18 protein-coding genes are annotated in these 19,505 nt (G+C 63.0%); 4 read left to right on the top strand and 14 right to left on the bottom strand.

The window, feature by feature from the left end:
- Positions 1-10: 10 nt before the first annotated feature.
- Positions 11-283 carry an HPr family phosphocarrier protein gene (locus AC07PQ_RS09450; protein ID WP_007929877.1) on the top strand — a complete coding sequence of 91 codons (273 nt, stop codon included), beginning with the start codon at positions 11-13 and terminating at the stop codon, positions 281-283.
- Positions 284-314: 31 nt separating this feature from the next.
- Here AC07PQ_RS09450 and AC07PQ_RS09445 read toward each other — a convergent pair whose 3' ends face one another.
- From AC07PQ_RS09445 to pmbA, 6 genes are all read right to left on the bottom strand, one after another.
- Entirely contained in the window at positions 315-1,208 is an 894-nt protein-coding gene (locus AC07PQ_RS09445; protein WP_493185398.1) for a ZIP family metal transporter, read from the bottom strand.
- 32 nt (positions 1,209-1,240) lie between these two features.
- Complete coding sequence (locus tag AC07PQ_RS09440) at positions 1,241-1,852, bottom strand: superoxide dismutase (RefSeq protein WP_007929885.1); 612 nt, start codon at positions 1,850-1,852, stop codon at positions 1,241-1,243.
- A 1-nt stretch (position 1,853) separates the two neighbouring features.
- Positions 1,854-2,303, bottom strand: a complete 450-nt coding sequence (locus AC07PQ_RS09435; RefSeq protein ID WP_007929886.1) for a DUF2753 family protein — start codon at positions 2,301-2,303, stop codon at positions 1,854-1,856.
- 27 nt (positions 2,304-2,330) lie between these two features.
- The gene (locus AC07PQ_RS09430) at positions 2,331-3,707 is read right to left on the bottom strand and encodes a class II fumarate hydratase (RefSeq protein ID WP_007929894.1); all 1,377 of its coding nucleotides are present in this window, start codon (positions 3,705-3,707) and stop codon (positions 2,331-2,333) included.
- Complete coding sequence (locus tag AC07PQ_RS09425) at positions 3,700-4,095, bottom strand: hypothetical protein (RefSeq protein ID WP_007929895.1); 396 nt, start codon at positions 4,093-4,095, stop codon at positions 3,700-3,702. Before AC07PQ_RS09425 ends, AC07PQ_RS09430 begins: the two co-directional genes overlap by 8 nt.
- A 248-nt stretch (positions 4,096-4,343) precedes the next feature.
- The gene (gene pmbA / locus AC07PQ_RS09420) at positions 4,344-5,690 is read right to left on the bottom strand and encodes a metalloprotease PmbA (protein ID WP_007929896.1); all 1,347 of its coding nucleotides are present in this window, start codon (positions 5,688-5,690) and stop codon (positions 4,344-4,346) included.
- Positions 5,691-5,798: 108 nt separating this feature from the next.
- Between pmbA and yjgA the strand changes: the two genes are divergently transcribed.
- Positions 5,799-6,320: a ribosome biogenesis factor YjgA gene (yjgA, locus tag AC07PQ_RS09415; protein ID WP_025806420.1), complete on the top strand. Its 522-nt coding sequence runs from the start codon at positions 5,799-5,801 to the stop codon at positions 6,318-6,320.
- A 48-nt stretch (positions 6,321-6,368) separates the two neighbouring features.
- On the opposite strand, the gene tldD is transcribed toward yjgA, so the two are convergent.
- The 8 genes from tldD to mreB form a co-directional block, all read right to left on the bottom strand.
- On the bottom strand, positions 6,369-7,811 hold the full coding sequence (gene tldD, locus AC07PQ_RS09410; protein ID WP_493185397.1) for a metalloprotease TldD: 1,443 nt from the start codon (positions 7,809-7,811) through the stop codon (positions 6,369-6,371).
- A gap of 27 nt (positions 7,812-7,838) precedes the next feature.
- Positions 7,839-8,678, bottom strand: a complete 840-nt coding sequence (locus tag AC07PQ_RS09405) for a carbon-nitrogen hydrolase family protein (RefSeq protein WP_493185396.1) — start codon at positions 8,676-8,678, stop codon at positions 7,839-7,841.
- Between the two features lie 58 nt (positions 8,679-8,736).
- On the bottom strand, positions 8,737-12,540 hold the full coding sequence (locus tag AC07PQ_RS09400; protein WP_495072388.1) for a YhdP family protein: 3,804 nt from the start codon (positions 12,538-12,540) through the stop codon (positions 8,737-8,739).
- Between the two features lie 75 nt (positions 12,541-12,615).
- Complete coding sequence (gene rng / locus AC07PQ_RS09395; protein WP_007929907.1) at positions 12,616-14,073, bottom strand: ribonuclease G; 1,458 nt, start codon at positions 14,071-14,073, stop codon at positions 12,616-12,618.
- 57 nt (positions 14,074-14,130) lie between these two features.
- Complete coding sequence (locus AC07PQ_RS09390) at positions 14,131-14,730, bottom strand: Maf family protein (RefSeq protein ID WP_493185394.1); 600 nt, start codon at positions 14,728-14,730, stop codon at positions 14,131-14,133.
- A gap of 43 nt (positions 14,731-14,773) precedes the next feature.
- Positions 14,774-15,250: a rod shape-determining protein MreD gene (mreD, locus tag AC07PQ_RS09385; RefSeq protein ID WP_007929909.1), complete on the bottom strand. Its 477-nt coding sequence runs from the start codon at positions 15,248-15,250 to the stop codon at positions 14,774-14,776.
- The gene (gene mreC / locus AC07PQ_RS09380; protein WP_493185557.1) at positions 15,250-16,359 is read right to left on the bottom strand and encodes a rod shape-determining protein MreC; all 1,110 of its coding nucleotides are present in this window, start codon (positions 16,357-16,359) and stop codon (positions 15,250-15,252) included. Before mreC ends, mreD begins: the two co-directional genes overlap by 1 nt.
- 141 nt (positions 16,360-16,500) lie before the next feature.
- Positions 16,501-17,538, bottom strand: coding sequence for a rod shape-determining protein MreB (gene mreB / locus AC07PQ_RS09375; protein ID WP_002555108.1), 1,038 nt, complete (start codon positions 17,536-17,538; stop codon positions 16,501-16,503).
- A 210-nt stretch (positions 17,539-17,748) separates the two neighbouring features.
- Between mreB and gatC the strand changes: the two genes are divergently transcribed.
- Both gatC and gatA read left to right on the top strand, forming a co-directional pair.
- Complete coding sequence (gatC, locus tag AC07PQ_RS09370) at positions 17,749-18,036, top strand: Asp-tRNA(Asn)/Glu-tRNA(Gln) amidotransferase subunit GatC (RefSeq protein ID WP_493185393.1); 288 nt, start codon at positions 17,749-17,751, stop codon at positions 18,034-18,036.
- 16 nt (positions 18,037-18,052) lie between these two features.
- Positions 18,053-19,504 (top strand): Asp-tRNA(Asn)/Glu-tRNA(Gln) amidotransferase subunit GatA, encoded by a 1,452-nt coding sequence (gatA, locus tag AC07PQ_RS09365; RefSeq protein WP_007929915.1) that lies wholly within the window; start codon positions 18,053-18,055, stop codon positions 19,502-19,504.
- The last annotated feature ends 1 nt before the right edge of the window (position 19,505 follow it).

Raw genomic sequence — 19,505 nt, 5'->3', positions numbered from 1 at the left:
CTACCCCGCGATGCCTGCTCTGGAAATTGAAATCATCAACAAACTGGGCCTGCATGCCCGTGCCTCGGCAAAGTTCGTCGGCGTGGCCGGTCAGTTTCCTTGCCAGATCCGCGCAGGGAGAACGCCGGAGTCGATGGTCGACGGCAAGAGCATCATGGCAATGATGATGCTGGCCGCCGGCAAGGGCACCAGGATTCACCTGAAGACCGAAGGCGAACAGGAGCAGGAGGCGCTGGAAGCGCTGGTGGCACTGATCAACAACTTCTTCGACGAAGGCGAGTAAGGTCGGCAAGGCAAACCTGCCGCAAAAGCACTCAAGCGAGTGCCGTATCCATGACCATCATCAGGCAAAAGCCGACACACAAGCCCAGGCTGGCCAGCTTCTCATGACCGTTGCGTCGGGATTCGGGAATCACTTCATGGGTCACCACCAGCAGCATCGCCCCCGCCGCCAACGCCAGCCCGAGCGGCAACAGCATCTCGGCCAAGCTCACCAGCCACGCACAAAGCAACGCGAACACGGGCTCCACCAGGCCTGAAGCGGCGCCGATCAGGAATGCCTTGACCCTGGACATGCCGGCGCCAGCCAACACCAAAGCAATCACCAGGCCTTCCGGCACATCCTGCAAGGCGATGCCCATGGCCAGGCTGTCCGCCTCCGGCATTCCGCCACCCGCGGAAACACCTACGGCCATTCCTTCGGGAATGTTGTGGGCGATGATGGCAAACACAAACAGCCAGATTCGCGGCGGGATGACCGGATGCTCAAGGGTGCCCACCAGTTTCTCCGGGTTGCCTCCCGAGACTTTGCGGTCCACCAGAAACACCCCCAAAGCACCGAGCATGATGCCGAAGCTGATCAGGCCACTCGAAGCCCAGAGCGACAGTCCGAGTTTTTCCGCCGCGGCGATCCCGGGCACGATCAACGAAAAGGCCGTAGCCGCCAGCATCACCCCGGCGCCGAATCCCAACAGGGTGTCACTCAGCGCCAGCGGCATCTTGCGAATGACCAACACTGGTACTGCCCCCAGCGCGGTTCCCAGGGCACAGACCGCCCCACCCTGCAATGCACGCAACAAGCGCGGCTCCAGGTCCAGCCAGGACAAGCCCTGGGCAACCAGCAATGCAGTACCCGCCAACAGCAACAGCGAACCGAATGCGTAACGAAACATCCGCCCGCTGCTGATCGTCAGTGTTTCAGTGCCCATAGTCAGCCTTAGGTCTTTTTACAGGAGGGGGCTCAAACCAGTGCGGCCTGATAGCGCTGGGCTACTTCAGGCCAATTGATCACGTTGTAGAACGCATTGATGTATTCCGGCCGCCGGTTCTGGTAACGCAGGTAATAGGCGTGCTCCCACACGTCCAGACCGAGAATCGGGGTATTGCCGTTCATCAACGGGCTGTCCTGGTTGCCGCTGCTCTCGACGACCAGGGTCTTTTGCGGGGTCACGCTGAGCCAGGCCCAACCGCTGCCAAAACGCGTGAGCGCGGCCTTGGTGAAGGCCTCCTTGAAACTCTCGAAACCGCCCAGCTGCTCGTCGATCGCCTGGCCCAGCGCACCGCTTGGCTTGCCTCCGCCGCTCGGCGCCATCACCGCCCAGAACAGCGAATGGTTGGCGTGACCACCGCCCTGGTTGATCACCGCTGCACGCAGCTTCTCCGGCAATTGCTGGACCCCGGCCACCAGTTTTTCCACCGACCAGTCGGCCCATTCGGTGCCTTCCACGGCCGCGTTGAGGTTGTTGATGTAGGTCTGGTGATGCTTGGTGTAGTGAATTTCCATGGTCTGCGCATCGATGTGCGGTTCCAGGGCGTCGTAGGCGTAGGGCAATGCAGGCAAGGTAAAGGACATATCAATGTGCTCCGTAATGAGGGGCATTCGGGGTCGCGGTGCCGGCAGTCGATTGCGCGACATTGCTCTCCAGCAGGCGATGCGTACGGGGGTATTCACCGTGCTCACTGATGAAGTTGAGTAACTCGACGTAAGTCTTGCTGCTCTGGCGCAGCGCGGCTTCCCGCAGCGCCGGCGCCAGGCGGCTGTCCTGCATGGTCTGCAACAACCGCTGATGGATGGCGCAGAGGTACTCCGCGCTCTCCTCCGGCTGGTTCAGGCGCAGGTGCAGGTCCGCCAGGTTGTGATGGGAGATGACACAGGCCGCCACCGCTTCGTCGGCATCGCTCCAGCGCTCGAACAACACCTGCGCCAGGGCCAGGGCCTGCAAGTAATACTCGCGGGCATCCACCAGGTCGCCCTGCATGAAGAAACGATTTGCCCTTTCGATCGTGCGTTTCCAGTGCTCCATGGTGAACCTCCAAAGCAATGTCGGGATTTACACGCCGCCCGCGGTGAGTTTTTCCGGGTCGAGCAGGATCTCCAGCTGGCTGCGTGACAGATCAGTGTGTTCAAGGGCGACATCGATCACCGGGCGCCCCTGCTTGTAGGCGGTCTTGGCGATTTCAGCGGCCTTCTGGTAGCCGATGATCGGGTTGAGCGCCGTGACCAGGATCGGGTTGCGCGACAGCGCCTCCTTGAGCTTGGGCTCGTTGACCTTGAAGCTGGCAATCGCCTTGTCCGCCAGCAGGCGGCTGGAATTGGCCAGCAACTCGATGCTGCTCAACAGGTTCTGGGCGATGATCGGCAGCATGACGTTCAGCTCGAAGTTGCCCGACTGCCCCGCCACCGTGATCGTGGTGTCGTTGCCGATCACCTGGGCCGCCACCATCGCCGTGGCCTCCGGAATCACCGGGTTGACCTTGCCAGGCATGATCGAAGACCCCGGTTGCAGCCCTTCCAGCTCGATTTCGCCGAGGCCGGCCAACGGCCCGGAGTTCATCCAGCGCAGGTCGTTGGCGATCTTCATCAAGGTGACCGCGATAGCCTTGAGCTGGCCCGAGACCGCCACCGCGGTGTCCTGGGAGCCGATCAGGGCGAACAGGTTCTTGCCTGGGGTGAACTGCACCTGGGTCAGGCTGCTCAACTGCCGGCTGAAACCCGCGGCGAACTGCGGGTGAGCGTTGATCCCGGTGCCCACGGCCGTGCCACCCTGCGCCAGGGATTGCAGGCTCGGCAGCAGATCCTGCAGGTGACCGATATTGGCCTTGAGCTGCTGCGCCCAGCCTTCCAGCACCTGGCTCATACGCACTGGCATCGCGTCCATCAGGTGGGTGCGGCCGGTCTTGATGAAGGGATGGACCTCGACCGCCTTGCGCTCGATGACTTGCACCAGGTGCACCAGCGCCGGCAGCAGTTGTTCGTGCAAGCCCAGCGCGGCGCTGACGTGGATGGTGGTCGGAATGATGTCGTTGCTGCTCTGCCCGCAGTTCACATGGTCGTTGGGGTTGACCGGTTCGCCGAGCAAACGGCTGGCCAGGGTGGCAATGACTTCGTTGGCGTTCATGTTGGAACTGGTGCCGGACCCGGTCTGGAAGATATCCACCGGGAAATGCTGCATGAAGTCGCCTTCCAGCAAGCCCTGGGCAGCATCGACTATGGCCTTGCCCTGGGATTCGCTCAGTTGCTTGAGTTCAACGTTGGCCTTGGCCGCGGCCGCCTTGGCCAGGATCAGCGCGCGGATGAACTGCGCCGGCATGCGCTGGTGGCTGATGGGAAAGTTATCCACCGCGCGCTGGGTCTGTGCGCCATACAGCGCCTGCTCCGGAACATGCAGTTCGCCCATGCTGTCGCGTTCGATACGGGTATTACTCATCGGGAAATCCTTGCACCAGTTCGATAAGGGGAATGGATGGCAGCAACGAGCAAGTCGCCAGTTGCCAGGCATGGCTTTGCCAGCGTTTGAGCCGGCATTTGCAGAAAGACAGGCGTTCCAGGTCACGCAACGGGCGCCAGGCCTGGTCCAGGCACTGGCTGCGCCAATGCCAGGGCAGCGCGGTATCGGTGGCGGTATCGAGCAGCAGGCGGAATGAAGTTTCGGCGATCAGCCAGGGCGAGGTGGCGGTGCAACACGCCAGATAGCGCCCTTCGGCCAGGTAATGCTCGATCAGGCGCGGCTCGTCCGGATCGAGGGCACAACGGATCTGGCGACTCATCCAACGCCAGCTTTCGAGGTAAGGCTGCTCGTGCAAGGCAGAACTCATGACCTGGGCTCATTCGATAATGAGATTTATTATTATATGATATTGAGAATCAAAACAAGCTCGCCCCCCCCTCCCTGTAGGAGCGAGCTTGCTCGCGATAGCGTTTTTTCAGACAAGGATGCGGCGCCAAGCAATGCGCTTCGCGAGCAAGCTCGCTCCTACCTGGATCGTCAACGTTCAAAAAAACCGGGCAATAAAAAAGCGCGCGCCCCGGACGGGACGCGCGCTTTCGCTGACGCCGTTACGACTTAGCTGCCAGCGACCGTCATGCGTTCGATCAATACCGAACCGGTGCGGATGTTGCTGCGCAACTCCAAATCGTTACCGACGGCGATGATCTGCTTGAACATGTCACGCATGTTGCCGGCAATGGTCACCTCCTGGACAGCGAACTGGATTTCGCCATTTTCCACCCAGAAACCGGCCGCGCCCCGGGAATAATCGCCGGTGACCATGTTCAGCCCGTGGCCCATCAGTTCGGTGACCAGCAGGCCCCGGCCCATGCGGCGCAGCAAGGCCGCCTGGTCTTCCTCGCCATGGGTGACGAACAGGTTGTGCACGCCACCGGCGTTGGCGGTGCTGGGCAGGCCGAGCTTGCGCCCGGAATAAGTCCCCAGCACGTAGGACACCAGTTCGCCGTTCTCGACGAAAGGCTTGGCGTAAGTGGCCAGGCCATCGCCGTCGAACGCCGAACTACCCAGGGCGCGCATCAAGTGCGGACGCTCATCGATGGTCAGCCACTCGGGGAACAGTCGCTGCCCCAGCGCACCCTCGAGGAAGGACGATTTGCGGTACAGGTTGCCGCCTGAAATCGCCCCCAGGAAGCTGCCGAACAGACCGCCGGCCAGTTCCGCGGAAAACAGCACCGGCACTTCGCAGGTCGGCACCGGGCGGGCGCCCAGGCGGCTCGCAGCACGTTGCGCGGCGCGCTGGCCGATGGTCACCGGGTCCGTCAACAGATGGCCCTGGCGATTGACGTCATACCAATAGTCACGCTGCATCTGGCCGTCGGCCTCGGCGATCATCACGCAACTCAAGCTGTGCCGAGTCGAAGCATAACCGCCGATAAAACCGTGGCTGTTGCCGTACACACGGCAGCCCTGGTGGGTGCTCAGGGTGGTGCCGTCAGCGTTCTTGATCCGGCTGTCGGCGGCAAAAGCCGCAGCCTCACAGGCCAGCGCCTGCTCGATGGCTTGCTCCGGGGTTATGTCCCAGGCGTGGAACAGGTCGAAGTCCGGCACGTCCCGGGCCATCAGGGCGGCATCGGCCAACCCCGAGCTTTCGTCTTCCGAGGTGTGTTTGGCGATGGCCAGGGCCGCGGCGACGGTTTCGCGAATCGCCTCGGGACCACTGGCCGAGGTACTGGCCGAGCCCTTGCGCTGGCCGACATAGAGCGTGATGCCAAAGCCCTGGTCGCGATTGAACTCGACGGTTTCCACTTCCCGCTGGCGAACCGAAGTCGACAGGCCCTGCTCCAGAGAAACCGCCACTTCGCAGGCACTGGCACCCTGGCGCTTGGCCTCGGCGATGATCTGCTCGACTTGTTCCTGCAGTGCCGGCAAAGCCTGCGGGCCGACGCTTTGTGCTGCACTCATGGTTTTCTCCACTCAAATTCTGCTTTCGGTTAAGGCCTTCGAGCGACCGGGCCGGACAAGCGGCCCCCGACTGGTTATCATGGCGGCGTTTCTTTGCGGACTGCCACCATGGTTGATTCTTACGACGACTCCCTCGATGGGGAGAAAAGCAAATCCCAGGTCAAACGCGAGCTGCATGCTCTGGTTGATCTCGGCGAGCGCCTTACAACACTCAAGCCCGACTTGCTGAACAAACTGCCGTTGACCGACGCCCTGCGCCGGGCCCTGGCGGATGCGCCCAAGCATGTCGCCCATATCGCGCGCAAACGCCACCTGCAATTCATCGGCAAGCTGATGCGCGATCAGGACACCAGCGCGATCCTGGTGCTGCTGGACCAACTCGACGCCTCGACTCGCCAGTACAACGAACGTTTCCATGGCCTGGAGCGCTGGCGCGATCGCTTGATCGCGGGCGATGACGCGGTCCTGGAAAAGTTCGTCACCGACTATCCAGAAGCGGATCGTCAGCAGCTGCGCTCCCTGATCCGTCAGGCCCAGCATGAGGTGGCCCATAACAAGCCGCCTGCCTCCAGCCGTAAAATCTTCAAATACATCCGCGAGCTGGACGAGACTCAACGCGGCCTGCGCTGAGCCTCGACTCGGGTGGGTTGCCCGGCAACTCACCCGCCGCTTCACTTCTTAAGCGCCCGTGCCACCCACGGTGATCGCATCGATCTTCAAGGTCGGCTGGCCAACACCCACCGGCACCGACTGCCCATCCTTGCCACAGGTCCCCACACCACTGTCCAGCGCCAGGTCGTTACCGACCATCGACACCCGGCTCATGGCTTCCGGCCCGTTGCCGATCAGGGTCGCGCCCTTGACTGGCGCGGTGATCTTGCCGTCTTCGATCAGATACGCCTCGCTGGTGGAGAACACGAACTTGCCACTGGTGATGTCCACCTGACCGCCACCCAGATTGGCGCAATAGATACCCTTTTTCACCGAAGCAATGATTTCCGCCGGATCGCTTTCGCCACCCAGCATGTAGGTGTTGGTCATGCGCGGCATCGGCAGGTGCGCATAGGATTCGCGACGACCGTTGCCGGTGCGGGCCACGCCCATCAGGCGGGCATTGAGTTTGTCCTGCATGTAGCCCTTGAGCACACCGTTCTCGATCAGGGTGGTGCATTCGGTCGGGGTGCCTTCGTCATCGACGCTCAGCGAGCCGCGCCGCCCGGCCAGGGTGCCGTCGTCGACGATGGTGCAGAGTTTCGAGGCCACCATTTCACCCATGCGGCCACTGTAGGCCGAGCTGCCCTTGCGGTTGAAATCGCCTTCCAGGCCATGCCCCACTGCTTCGTGCAACAGCACGCCGGACCAGCCCGAACCCAGTACCACCGGCAAGGTGCCGGCTGGCGCGGGGATGGCTTCCAGATTGACCAGGGCCTGGCGCAATGCCTCACGGGCGTACCCCATGGCGCGGTCTTCACTGAGGAAATAACGGTAGTCGGTACGCCCGCCGCCGCCATGACCGCCACGTTCGCGGCGACCGTTCTGCTCGACGATCACGCTGACGTTGAAGCGCACCAGCGGCCGCACATCCGCCGCCAGGCCACCATCGGTGGAGGCCACCAGGATGCGCTCCCAGACCCCGGCCATGCTGACGCTGACCTGCTGGATACGTGGATCGAGAGCACGGGTCGCGGCGTCGACACGCTTGAGCAGCTCGACCTTTTCCGCGCGGCTGATGACTTCCAGGGGGTTGTCCGGCGCATACAGCTGGGCCACGTCCTGGGTGGTAAAGGCCTGCACGGTACCGTTCTGCCCGGCGCGGGAAATCGAGCGCGCGGCCCGGGCAGCCAGGCCGAGCGCTTCGAGGGTGATGGCATTGCTGTAGGCAAAACCGGTTTTCTCACCCGATTGCGCCCGCACGCCAACGCCCTGGTCCAGATTGAAGCTGCCTTCCTTGACGATGCCGTCTTCCAGCGACCAGGACTCGGAAATCTGCCCCTGGAAATACAGGTCGGCGGCATCGATACCCGGGCCGGCCAGATCGCCGAGCACGCCCTGCAGGCTTTCCAGGGTCACGCCACCGGGCGCCAGAAGGTGTTCACTGACTGAAGATAACAACCCGCTCATATGCTTTACGCCTTAAATTCGTCGTTCTTAAGCAAGTCGCTGCGCGCCTTGCGAGAAAAAGCGCCGGTGACTGGCCACCGGCATGCGCGCCCGGATGGACGCCTGTTCGCTGCTGTCGCGCTCGGCCAGCAGCACGGCCTCGCCTTGATCCTGCTGCGCCAGCACCCGGCCCCAGGGGTCGACGATGGCCGCATGGCCGAAGGTCTCCCGGGGTCCCGGATGAATGCCGCCTTGCGCCGCCGCCAGCAGGTAGCACTGGGTTTCGATGGCCCGGGCGCGGATCAATACGTCCCAATGCGCCGCGCCGGTCACGGCGGTGAACGCCGAAGGAGCGCTGATCAGCTCCGCCCCGGCGGCTCGCAATTCGCTGTACAGCTCCGGAAAACGCAGGTCGTAGCACACGGTCAGGCCAACCCGGCCCACCGGCGTATCCGCCACCACCACCTGCTCTCCATGAGCATAGTCATCCGACTCCCGGTAACGGCCGCGATTGTCGGCCACGTCGACGTCGAACAGATGCAGCTTGTCGTAACGCGCCACTTGCTCGCCGTGCTCGTCGATCAGCAGCGAGCAGGCACGGGCCTTGGTCTCCGGCTGGTCCACCGGAGGCAGCGGCAAGGTGCCGGCGACTATCCATAACTTGAGGTCGCGGGCGGCCTGTTTCAACCAGGGCAGGATCGGGCCTTCGCCCCGGGCCTCGGCCCGACCGATGGCCGCCGCGTCTCGGCGCCCCATGGCGGCGAAGTTCTCCGGCAGCACGGCCAGGCGCGCACCGCCGGCAGCAGCCTGCTCCAGCAGGTTTCGCGCCTGCTGCAAATTGGCCAGAACGTCGCTCTGGCTGACCATTTGAATCACCGCAAGGGACATGGCGCACTCCAGGTTGGATATGTGGCCATGCTACTCCATAGGCCCGGGCCGCGGTTTTTCAAAAAGGTTTGTCGAAGGTGATTTTCGGGTCCTTCCAGGGCCCCTTGACGCTGTACTGGACGCTGGCGAAGCGCGACACCCGGTCGCCGATCAGCTTGTCGATCAGGAACAGCGCCCCGCCGACCGCCGGCGCACCGACGATCAGCGCGGCGATCGGCAGGTTGTTGGTCACCGGCAGCGTCACCAGCAGCTTCGAATCCACCTGGTCGGCCACCAGATCCAGGGTGCCATTGAGTTCCAGGTTGCTCGACGGCCCGGTCAGGGTGATCGGCTCACGGGTCACGTAGACACCGTTGCTGGCCACCAGCAAGCCCTTGACCCGGTCGTAGCTCAGGCCCTTGCCGAACAGGTCGGAGAAGTCCAGGCGCAGGCGCCGGCCGATGGAATTGAAGTTCAGCAGGCCGAATACCCGCAAGGCCTGCGCCCCGCCTTCGACTTCCACGAACTGACCTTTGCGCAGGGTCGCATCCAGGCTGCCCGAGAACCGCTTGGGCCCGACCCAGGCCGGCGAGCCAGGCCAGCGCCCGTCCACATCCAGGTGGAACTCTTCACTGGTCACGGTCGGCGCAAAGCCCCAGCCCTTGAGCACGTCCGCCAGGTTCTTGCCGCCCAGGCGGCCTTTGTACCAGCTGGTGGCCGCGCCGGGTTCGCCTTCCCAGCCGCCGGAGCCTTGCAGGACCATGCCCTTGAGGCCCAGGTCGAGGCTGTTGAAAGCCATGCCCTTGGCGGTCGGGCGCACTTTCAGCGACCAGGCGCCGATCAGGTCGTTGCCCTGGTACAGCTGATTGATCGAGAGATCCAGCGCCGGGACTTTCTTCGGGTCAACCGAGACCAGCGGGTCCGGTGCGTTCTCGTCGGCCTGCACCGTCGGATCGGCGGCCGGCAGGCGCACATATTGCAGATTGATCGCCATCGGCGCCGCCTTGGCATCGGGAATCGCCACGTTGCCCTTGGCTTGCTGGCTGTCGAGCTGCAGGGCCCAGGAGGACGGTTTGCGCGTCAACTGCACGCGGGCCTCGTCCAGGGTCGTGCCGAAACCGCGGAGCTTGCCGACCCGGAAGTCGGCGCCGCTGAGCAGTTGCTTGGCGCTACCGCCCGCGTCCTGCCCGGCATACCGATCGACCAGCGCCTTCCACGGCTCCACGTCCAGTTCCGACAGTACGCCGCGTACCCGCAGGCCCTTGGCCCCCGGCAGCACGGCATCGCCCTCGCCGAGGAACAACTCGCCACGGCCATCGGCAAAATTGCCGCTCGGCGCGGCGAAGGTAAAGTTGGCCAGATCGCCGTAATCGAACCAGTAACGCCGCTCGGCGCCCTGCAAGGTCATGCGCAATACACTGTCACGTCCCTGGCTGGCCGTCATGCCGAAAGGCGCTGGCAAGTCGACGGCAACCCCCTTGAGGCTGGAGCTGACCATCAGTTGGCTGTCCGCGCCATCGAGGTTGAGCTGCAACTGGTAGGGAATGTCACCGGAAACCGGCAGTGGCTGGTTGTATTTCAGCCACTCCGTGAGCTTATTGACCGACACCTGGCCCTTGGCGACGACCCGGGTATCGAGCTTGCCGGGGCGACCGTCGGCAAAAATCTGCGCGGTCACCGGGCGCTCGAAGGCCTGGGCGCTGATGCCCTGGCCGCTCAACCCTTTGCTGCTGTCGAAGCGGAAATCGCCCTTAAGCTGGCTCAACTCCAGCTCCGGCTCACTCAACTTGAACCGTGCCTTGCTGGTCTTGAAGTCCACCAGCACCTTCGGTTCTTCGCCCTTGACCAGCGGGATATCCAGTTTCAGCTTGCCCTGCAGGTCGCCATCGCCCTGCCAGCCGGCAAAGGTCGGGCCCGTGCCGATCGGCGCTTCCTGAAGGATCTTCAAGCCATCGCCCAGGCCGCCGGCGAACTCGCCGTCGATAAACATGTGGGGGCTTTGTCCCGCGGACACATGGGGAATATTGACGTAGACATCCTTCACCTGGGTGTCGAGCAACTGACCCTGGCTGGCCAGGATGCGCACACCGCTGTCTTCGATGAACACATCGCCGCTGACCTTGCCGATGTGCGGCCAGCCCGGCTGGAAGGCCAGCTCGGCATCGTGCACCTTGAAGAACAGGCTGATGCTGCGCGCGGTGTCGGCTGCACCATGGTTCAGCGAACCCTGGTACTGGAAGAAACCTTCATCCACCGCGCCCTTGAGGATTGCCGTGCGCAGCCATTCGTCCAGGGCCGGGCTGAGCACCTCGGGCAGGTACTTGGCGGTATAACGACCGTCGCCATCGACCAGACCGACCCGCAGGTCCATATAGTCTTCCTGGGTGTGGTCGAAATGCAGGCGGATCAGGAAGTCGCCGGCGATCTTGCCCTCCTCGCCCAGGACCTTGAGGTACGGCGCGATCAGGGTGAACCCCTGCTGATCGAGCTTCCAGGTCAGCCGGGCATTGGCCTGCAGGTATTGCCAGGGCTTGGCGAAGATCGGGTCCAGGTGCAAGGCAAAGTCCTTGCTGTCCATGCGCAGCTCGCCCTGCCCCAGGTCGCCGCTGATGCTGCCGCTGACGTTACGGGCCGCCGGCGCGCCGCGATAGGCGTTGAACCCGACCTGCTCCAGGTTGGCGGCAAAACTCAGGCGCTGATCGCCGCTGACCTGCGGCCGGAAGTCGAACAGGATGTTGCGCAGCGCGCCCGTGACCTTGAGGCTGTCGATGAGGGTCGCGACCTTTTCCGGCAACGGCGCCCAGGCATCCAGGACCGGCGTGATCGGCGTCAGGTCGAGGCGGTCGGCCTGCAAGTGCCAGAGTTCTTCGGCACTGTTGACGGTACCGGTCTGTTGCAGGTGCAGGCGGGACTCCCAGCGCGTCTCGCCGATGTTCATGGCCAGCGAGTCGAAGGCGACGCTGAGGCCCTGCTCGTTGCGCTGGAAATAGGCATTGAGCGCCAGGTTCTTCACGGTGACCGGTTTGCGCTCGTCATAGGCCCCGCTGACCTGCGGCGCGTTCAGGCGTGCGACCATGCTCTGCAGCAGGCCATCGCCCCAACTGAGCCAGAACTCGCCACCGGCCTTGAGTTCGGAGAACGTCCACTGTTGGGTCACGCGCGGCGGCAGCCATTTCGCCCAGTCGCTTTGCGGCAGGCTCAGGTAAGCGTCGGCCTGCCCTTCGCGCCAGGTACTGGCGCGGATTCGCGTGCGCAAGCTGACAGCCAGGGGCTGACCGTCCGGCAGGGTCAGGCGCGCATCCAGGCGTTGACGGCTGGGGCCAACACGCAGATTGAGGCCGACGTAGGTCAAGGCAATCGCGGGATGATCGAGCGGTTGCAGGGTCACCTGGCTGTCGAGCACCGACAGCTCACTGACCATCTGCATGCGGTTGAGCAACTGCTCGGGGTCGAGAGGCTGGTTATCCTGCACCGGCAGGCCTTCGAGCGCCCAGCGCCCATCCGGACCTTCCTTCAGGCTCAGGTTGAGGCCGCTGAATTCAAGGTGTTTGACCCGCAGTTGGCGCGCCAGGGCGCTGCCAGGCAGGTCGGGCGCCACCCGCACCTGATCCAGGCGCAAGGCGTTGGCGCCCTCTCCGACTGTCACATCGTGGGCCAGCAGGATGGGCGAGAAACCGCTCCAGCTGCCTTCCAGCCGACCGATCTGCACCGGCATGCCCAAGGCTTCCTGAGCCTTGGCCTGGACCTCGGCCCGATATTCGGCCACCAGCGGGGTCAGCTCCCGACCCAGGCTGACGTACAAGGCCGTCAGCACCAGCAGTAACGCACAAAGCCCCAGCCCCCAGCGGGTCAGAGCAGCAAGAAAGCGCATCAGACGCTCCATGTCAGTTGGCCCCCGTGGCAAGAGTCATGTGAAAACCGGGGCCAGCTGTATCCGGTAAATGTAGGGTACGCGGACTCAGAGCAGCACCACGTCGTATTGTTCCTGGGAATACATGGTTTCGACCTGAAAACGGATGGTCCGGCCGATAAAGGCCTCCAGCTCCGCGACGTTGCCCGACTCTTCGTCGAGCAGCCGGTCGACCACTTTCTGGTTCGCCAGGACCCGATAACCTTCGGCCTGATAGGCCCGCGCTTCCCGGAGGATTTCCCGGAAGATTTCGTAGCAGATGGTTTCCGGGGTTTTCAGCTTACCGCGGCCCTGGCAGCTGCTGCAGGGCTCGCAGAGCACCTGCTCAAGACTTTCCCGGGTACGCTTGCGGGTCATCTGCACCAGGCCCAACTCGGTAATGCCGATGATATTGGTCTTGGCGTGATCGCGCTCCAGCTGTTTTTCCAGAGTGCGCAGCACCTGTCGCTGGTGTTCTTCATCTTCCATGTCGATGAAGTCGATGATGATGATCCCGCCCAAGTTGCGCAGGCGCAGCTGGCGGGCAATGGCGGTCGCCGCTTCGAGATTGGTCTTGAAGATGGTTTCTTCGAGGTTGCGGTGACCGACGAAAGCCCCGGTGTTGACGTCGATGGTGCTCATGGCTTCCGCCGGGTCGACCACCAGGTAACCGCCGGACTTGAGCGGTACCTTGCGCTCCAGGGCTTTCTGGATTTCGTCTTCGACGCCATACAGGTCGAAGATCGGCCGCTCGCCCGGATAGTGTTCCAGGCGATCGGCGATTTCCGGCATCAGTTCGGCGACGAATTGCGTGGTTTTCTGGAAGGTTTCCCGGGAATCGATGCGGATCTTCTCGATCTTCGGGCTGACCAGATCACGCAGGGTACGCAGGGCCAGGCCCAGGTCTTCGTAAATGACACTGGGGGCGCCGATGGTCTTGATCTGCGCGCCGATCTGGTCCCACAAGCGGCGCAGGTAACGGATGTCCATCATGATTTCGTCGGCACCCGCGCCCTCGGCGGCGGTACGCAGGATGAAACCACCGGCTTCCTTGATGCCTTCCTGGGCCACGCAATCGCTGACCACCTGTTTCAGGCGCTCGCGCTCGGCTTCGTCCTCGATCTTCAAAGAGATGCCGACATGGGCGGTGCGCGGCATGTACACCAGGTAGCGCGAAGGGATCGACAGCTGGGTGGTCAGGCGCGCGCCCTTGGAGCCGATCGGGTCCTTGGTCACCTGCACCACCAGGCTCTGCCCTTCATGGACCAGGGCGCCGATGCTTTCCACCGCCGGCCCTTCGCGCAGGGAGATTTCCGAGGCATGAATGAACGCCGCGCGATCCAGGCCGATATCGACGAACGCCGCCTGCATGCCGGGCAGAACCCGGACCACCTTGCCTTTATAGATATTGCCGACAATCCCGCGACGCTGGGTCCGCTCGACATGGACTTCTTGCAGCACACCGTTTTCGACCACCGCCACGCGCGACTCCATCGGCGTGATGTTGATCAGAATCTCTTCACTCATGGCAGGGTCTCGTTCAGGCATATTCACTATGGATGGCCGCATCGGTAGGTACGGCGCTTAGCGCACTGCAAGGTTTTGCCAACAGGGTATGCCGAAATGGCCAAGTAATTCTGCGGTTTCGCATACCGGCAAGCCGACGACAGCGGAATAACTGCCATTGAGCCCTGCCACGAATACCGCCGCAAGCCCCTGGATGCCATAGCCGCCAGCCTTGTCGCGGGGCTCGCCGCTGGCCCAGTAGCGGGCCGCCTCGTCATCGCCGATCGCCCGGAAGCGCACCAGGCTGCGGATCACCCGCGACTCGCAGCACTGGTCATCGAGCACGGCAATGGCGGTCAGCACTTCATGTTCGCGATCCGACAGAGCCATGAGCATCGACTGCGCATCGGCCTGGTCCAAGGGCTTGCCCAGGATCTGCCCATCAAGGACCACCGCGGTGTCGGCGCCCAGGACACAGGCCGCAGACTGGCCATCGGCGATCAGCGCATACCCGGCCGCCGCCTTGTCGCGCGCCAGGCGCTCGACATAGGCCGCTGGGTTTTCATCGGGGAGAGGGGTTTCATCGATATCCGCGCTGATGGCGGCAAAAGGCACACCGATCTGCGTGAGCAGTTCCCGTCGACGCGGCGAGCCTGAGGCGAGGTAAAGCGATTTCATCAAGACATCTCCCTGTCGAGGTACGGGCAAATGCCTGACCGAATCAGTTGATTTTGAAACGTCGGCGCAACCCGCGCAAACCGAAGCTGACCCAAGGCCAGAGCAAGGCACTGACCAATGCCGGCAGCACCAGTGCAAGGGTCGGTTGACGGTTGCCGGTCAAAGCGCTGAGCCACAGCTGGACCAGTTGCGCCAGGCCGAAGATCACCAGGATCACCAGGCTTTGCTGCCACATCGGGAACATGCGCAAGCGCTGTTGCAACGACAGCACCAGGAAGGTGATCAGGGTCAGGATCAGCGCGTTCTGCCCCAGCAACGTGCCGTACAGCACATCCTCGGCCAGCCCCAGGCACCAGGCCGTGACCATGCCGACCTTGTGCGGCAGGGCCAGGGCCCAGAACGCCAGCAGCAAGGCCAGCCAGAGCGGGCGCAGGATTTCCATGAATTGTGGCAAAGGCGACACGCTGAGCAGCATGCCGATGGCGAAGGTCAGCCAGACTATCCAGCCGTTTCGGGACATTATTCTCTTCCTCCCGTGGGGGCCGGGGCCGCTGCAGGCGGCTTGGGCGCGGCGGGTCTGGTGGCCGCGGGCTTGACCGGAGCCGGATGGGCCACGGGTTTGACCGGTGTCGTGGCGGCTGGCGTCGCGGGTGCAGCGGCTGGTGCGGCAGGAGCGGTCGCAGTGGCCGGCGTTGCGGGCACGACAGGCTTGGGCACGGTCGCCGGGACCAATGGCGTGGCGGTGCCGCCCTGCTGGTCCTGCGCTTCCTGAGCCTGGGCGGCATCGTTGGCACGCTCTTCGGCGGTGCGGTTATCGCTGAACACCAGCAACAGGTAACGGCTGCGGTTCAAGGCGGCCGTCGGCACAGCGCGTACTATGGCAAATGGCTGGCCGGAGTCATGGATCACTTCCTTGACCGTCGCCACCGGGTAACCCGCCGGGAAACGCTGACCCAGGCCGGAACTGACCAGCAAGTCGCCTTCCTTGATGTCCGCGGTGTCGGCCACATGACGCAGCTCAAGGCGTTCCGGATTGCCGGTACCGCTGGCAATCGCCCGCAGACCGTTGCGGTTCACCTGGACAGGAATGCTGTGGGTGGTGTCGGTGAGCAGCAGCACACGGGAGGTATAAGGCATCAGCTCGACCACCTGCCCCATCAGGCCACGGGCATCGAGCACCGGTTGCCCGAGCACCACGCCGTCGCGCTCACCCTTGTTGATGATGATGCGATGGGTGAAGGGATTGGGGTCCATGCCGATCAGCTCGGCCACTTCGACCTTCTCGTTGACCAGCGCGGAGGAGTTGAGCAACTCGCGCAGGCGAACGTTCTGCTCGGTCAAGGCGGCAAGCTTTTGCATGCGGCCCTGGAGCAACAGATTTTCGGTCTTGAGTTTTTCGTTTTCGGCGACCAGTTCGGTGCGGCTGCCAAACTGGCTGGCCACACCCTGCCATAGCCGTTGTGGCAGGTCGGTGATCCAGTAGGACTGCATCAGCACCAGCGACATTTGGCTACGCACTGGCTTGAGCAGTGTGAAGCGGGCATCGACCACCATCAGCGCGACCGATAGCACGACCAGCACCAACAGGCGTACGCCCAATGAGGGGCCTTTGGCGAAAAGCGGTTTAATAAGCCGCTCCTCCCAGGCAAATGTTCTCTTTATTCATACGGCTTCAAACCGGCCTGGAGCAGAATGACAGAAGATAAACGCCAACAGGCAGCACTGCAAAGTGCTGCCTGCGAGCGGAACACATGGATGCACCCGGCGCGATTATTCGCTGGAGAGCAGGTCCATGGTGTGTTTGTCCATCATTTCCAATGCACGGCCACCGCCGCGGGCTACGCAGGTCAGCGGGTCTTCGGCGACGATCACCGGCAGACCGGTTTCCTGGGCCAGCAACTTGTCCAGGTCACGCAGCAGGGCGCCACCACCGGTCAGCACCAGACCGCGCTCGGCGATGTCCGAAGCCAGTTCCGGAGGCGATTGCTCCAGCGCGCTTTTCACCGCCTGAACGATGGTTGCCAGGGACTCTTGCAGAGCTTCCAGCACTTCATTGGAGTTCAGGGTGAATGCGCGTGGCACGCCTTCGGCCAGGTTACGGCCACGAACGTCGACTTCACGGACTTCGCCACCCGGGTAGGCAGTACCGATTTCCTGCTTGATGCGCTCGGCGGTGGATTCGCCGATCAGGCTGCCGTAGTTGCGACGCACGTAGGTGATGATCGCTTCGTCGAAACGGTCGCCGCCGACACGTACGGATTCGGCGTAAACCACACCGTTCAGGGAGATCAGGGCAATCTCGGTGGTACCGCCACCGATATCCACGACCATCGAACCGCGGGCTTCTTCGACCGGCAGGCCGGCACCGATCGCGGCCGCCATCGGCTCTTCGATCAGGAACACTTCACGGGCACCGGCACCGAGGGCCGATTCACGGATGGCACGACGCTCGACCTGGGTGGACTTGCATGGAACGCAGATCAGCACACGAGGGCTGGGCTGCAGAAAACTGTTTTCGTGAACCTTGTTGATAAAGTATTGCAGCATCTTTTCGCAGACACTGAAGTCGGCGATCACGCCGTCCTTCATCGGACGAATGGCAGCAATGTTGCCCGGAGTACGACCGAGCATGCGCTTGGCTTCGGTACCGACAGCCACGACACTTTTCTGATTACCGTGGGTCCGAATGGCCACAACCGATGGTTCATTCAGGACAATACCGCGCTCGCGCACGTAAATAAGGGTGTTGGCAGTGCCCAGGTCAATGGAAAGATCGCTGGAAAACATGCCACGCAGTTTCTTGAACATGGGAAAGGGACCCTAGGCAACGCGTGGGTAAAAAAGTGCGGCAAACTCTAACAACGACAGGGATTTTGGGCAAGGCGCCAATATGTTAAATTGACCGCTTTTCTGTGCACCAACCCCCACAATCGCGGCCTTATGACCGTAGAAATGCGGTAGTGTTCCGACAATCTAACACACGGACGAGATCCGTTCTGTTTTCCACTGGAGAATCCCATGGCGCTTGAACGCTCCGACGTGGAAAAAATCGCTCATCTGGCCAGCCTTGGCCTCAATGAAGCCGATCTTCCACATATCACCTGCGACCTGAACAGCATTCTCGGGCTGGTGGATGCAATGCAGACAGTCGATACCGACGGTATCGAGCCCCTGGCCCACCCGCTGGAAGCCAGCCAGCGCCTGCGCGCAGACGTTGTGACCGAGTCCAATCATCGCGAGGCCTATCAGTCCATCGCACCAGCGGTCGAAAACGGCCTGTACCTGGTTCCGAAAGTCATCGACTAAAGGGAAAGAGCCTGCAATGCATCACATGACCCTGGCCGAGATCGCCCGCGGACTCGCCGACAAGAAGTTTTCCTCCGAAGAGCTGACCAAGACCCTGCTGGCGCGTATCACCCAGCTCGACCCGCAGCTCAACAGCTTCATCAGCCTCACCGAAGATCTCGCGCTGCAGCAGGCCAAGGCCGCTGACGCCCGTCGCGCGAACGGTGAGAGCGGCGCCCTGCTCGGCGCGCCGATCGCCCACAAGGACCTGTTCTGCACCCAGGGCATCCGCACCAGCTGCGGCTCGAAGATGCTCGACAATTTCAAGGCGCCCTACGACGCCACCGTGGTCGCCAAGCTGGCCGCCGCCGGGACCGTGACCCTGGGCAAGACCAACATGGACGAATTCGCCATGGGCTCGGGCAACGAGACCAGCTATTACGGCGCGGCGAAAAACCCGTGGAACCTGGAACGCGTTCCGGGCGGCTCGTCCGGCGGTTCGGCGGCCGCGGTCGCTGCGCGCCTGCTGCCTGCCGCCACCGGCACCGACACCGGCGGCTCGATCCGCCAGCCGGCTGCATTGACCAACCTCACCGGCCTGAAACCGACCTACGGTCGCGTTTCGCGCTGGGGCATGATCGCCTACGCCTCCAGCCTCGATCAGGGCGGCCCGCTGGCGCGCACCGCCGAGGACTGCGCGATCCTGCTGCAAGGCATGGCCGGCTTCGACCCGCAGGACTCCACCAGCATCGACGAACCGGTGCCGGACTACAGCGCCAGCCTCAACGGCTCGCTGCAGGGCCTGCGCATCGGCGTACCCAAGGAATACTTCAGCGCCGGCCTCGACCCGCGCATCGCCGAGCTGATCCACAACAGCGTCAAGGAGCTGGAAAAGCTCGGCGCCGTGATCAAGGAAATCAGCCTGCCGAACATGCAGCACGCCATCCCGGCGTACTACGTGATCGCGCCGGCGGAAGCCTCCTCCAACCTGTCGCGTTTCGACGGCGTGCGCTTCGGCTACCGCTGCGAGAACCCGGCAAACCTGGAAGACCTGTACAAGCGCTCCCGTGGCGAAGGTTTCGGCAGCGAAGTGCAGCGCCGGATCATGGTCGGTGCCTACGCCCTGTCGGCCGGTTACTACGACGCCTACTACCTGAAGGCGCAGAAGATCCGTCGCCTGATCAAGAACGACTTCATGGCTGCCTTTAATGAAGTCGACATCATCCTTGGCCCGACCACGCCGAACCCGGCCTGGAAAATCGGCGACAAGAGCAGCGACCCGGTCGCTGCGTATCTGGAAGACGTTTACACCATCACCGCCAACCTCGCGGGTCTGCCGGGCTTGTCCATGCCCGCCGGCTTCGTCGACGGCTTGCCGGTCGGCGTGCAACTGCTCGCCCCGTATTTCCAGGAAGGCCGTCTGTTGAACGTTGCCCACCAGTATCAGTTGAACACTGACTGGCACACCCGCACACCAACCGGCTTCTGAG

The sequence above is a fragment of the Pseudomonas sp. GW821-FHT09E12 genome (assembly GCF_059416085.1).
This window is presented reverse-complemented; position numbering and strand designations above follow the sequence as displayed.

What these genes read in the sequence shown, in the direction of transcription:
- mreB (WP_002555108.1), bottom strand. Translation starts at nt 17,538, where the DNA reads ATGTTCAAGAAACTGCGTGGCATGTTTTCCAGCGATCTTTCCATTGAC.
- gatA (WP_007929915.1), top strand. Translation starts at nt 18,053, where the DNA reads ATGCATCACATGACCCTGGCCGAGATCGCCCGCGGACTCGCCGACAAG.
- AC07PQ_RS09440 (WP_007929885.1), bottom strand. Translation starts at nt 1,852, where the DNA reads ATGTCCTTTACCTTGCCTGCATTGCCCTACGCCTACGACGCCCTGGAA.
- rng (WP_007929907.1), bottom strand. Translation starts at nt 14,073, where the DNA reads ATGAGTGAAGAGATTCTGATCAACATCACGCCGATGGAGTCGCGCGTG.
- AC07PQ_RS09400 (WP_495072388.1), bottom strand. Translation starts at nt 12,540, where the DNA reads ATGGAGCGTCTGATGCGCTTTCTTGCTGCTCTGACCCGCTGGGGGCTG.
- AC07PQ_RS09405 (WP_493185396.1), bottom strand. Translation starts at nt 8,678, where the DNA reads ATGTCCCTTGCGGTGATTCAAATGGTCAGCCAGAGCGACGTTCTGGCC.
- AC07PQ_RS09450 (WP_007929877.1), top strand. Translation starts at nt 11, where the DNA reads ATGCCTGCTCTGGAAATTGAAATCATCAACAAACTGGGCCTGCATGCC.
- AC07PQ_RS09430 (WP_007929894.1), bottom strand. Translation starts at nt 3,707, where the DNA reads ATGAGTAATACCCGTATCGAACGCGACAGCATGGGCGAACTGCATGTT.
- tldD (WP_493185397.1), bottom strand. Translation starts at nt 7,811, where the DNA reads ATGAGCGGGTTGTTATCTTCAGTCAGTGAACACCTTCTGGCGCCCGGT.
- AC07PQ_RS09425 (WP_007929895.1), bottom strand. Translation starts at nt 4,095, where the DNA reads ATGAGTTCTGCCTTGCACGAGCAGCCTTACCTCGAAAGCTGGCGTTGG.
- mreD (WP_007929909.1), bottom strand. Translation starts at nt 15,250, where the DNA reads ATGTCCCGAAACGGCTGGATAGTCTGGCTGACCTTCGCCATCGGCATG.
- AC07PQ_RS09435 (WP_007929886.1), bottom strand. Translation starts at nt 2,303, where the DNA reads ATGGAGCACTGGAAACGCACGATCGAAAGGGCAAATCGTTTCTTCATG.
- pmbA (WP_007929896.1), bottom strand. Translation starts at nt 5,690, where the DNA reads ATGAGTGCAGCACAAAGCGTCGGCCCGCAGGCTTTGCCGGCACTGCAG.
- gatC (WP_493185393.1), top strand. Translation starts at nt 17,749, where the DNA reads ATGGCGCTTGAACGCTCCGACGTGGAAAAAATCGCTCATCTGGCCAGC.
- AC07PQ_RS09390 (WP_493185394.1), bottom strand. Translation starts at nt 14,730, where the DNA reads ATGAAATCGCTTTACCTCGCCTCAGGCTCGCCGCGTCGACGGGAACTG.
- AC07PQ_RS09445 (WP_493185398.1), bottom strand. Translation starts at nt 1,208, where the DNA reads ATGGGCACTGAAACACTGACGATCAGCAGCGGGCGGATGTTTCGTTAC.
- yjgA (WP_025806420.1), top strand. Translation starts at nt 5,799, where the DNA reads ATGGTTGATTCTTACGACGACTCCCTCGATGGGGAGAAAAGCAAATCC.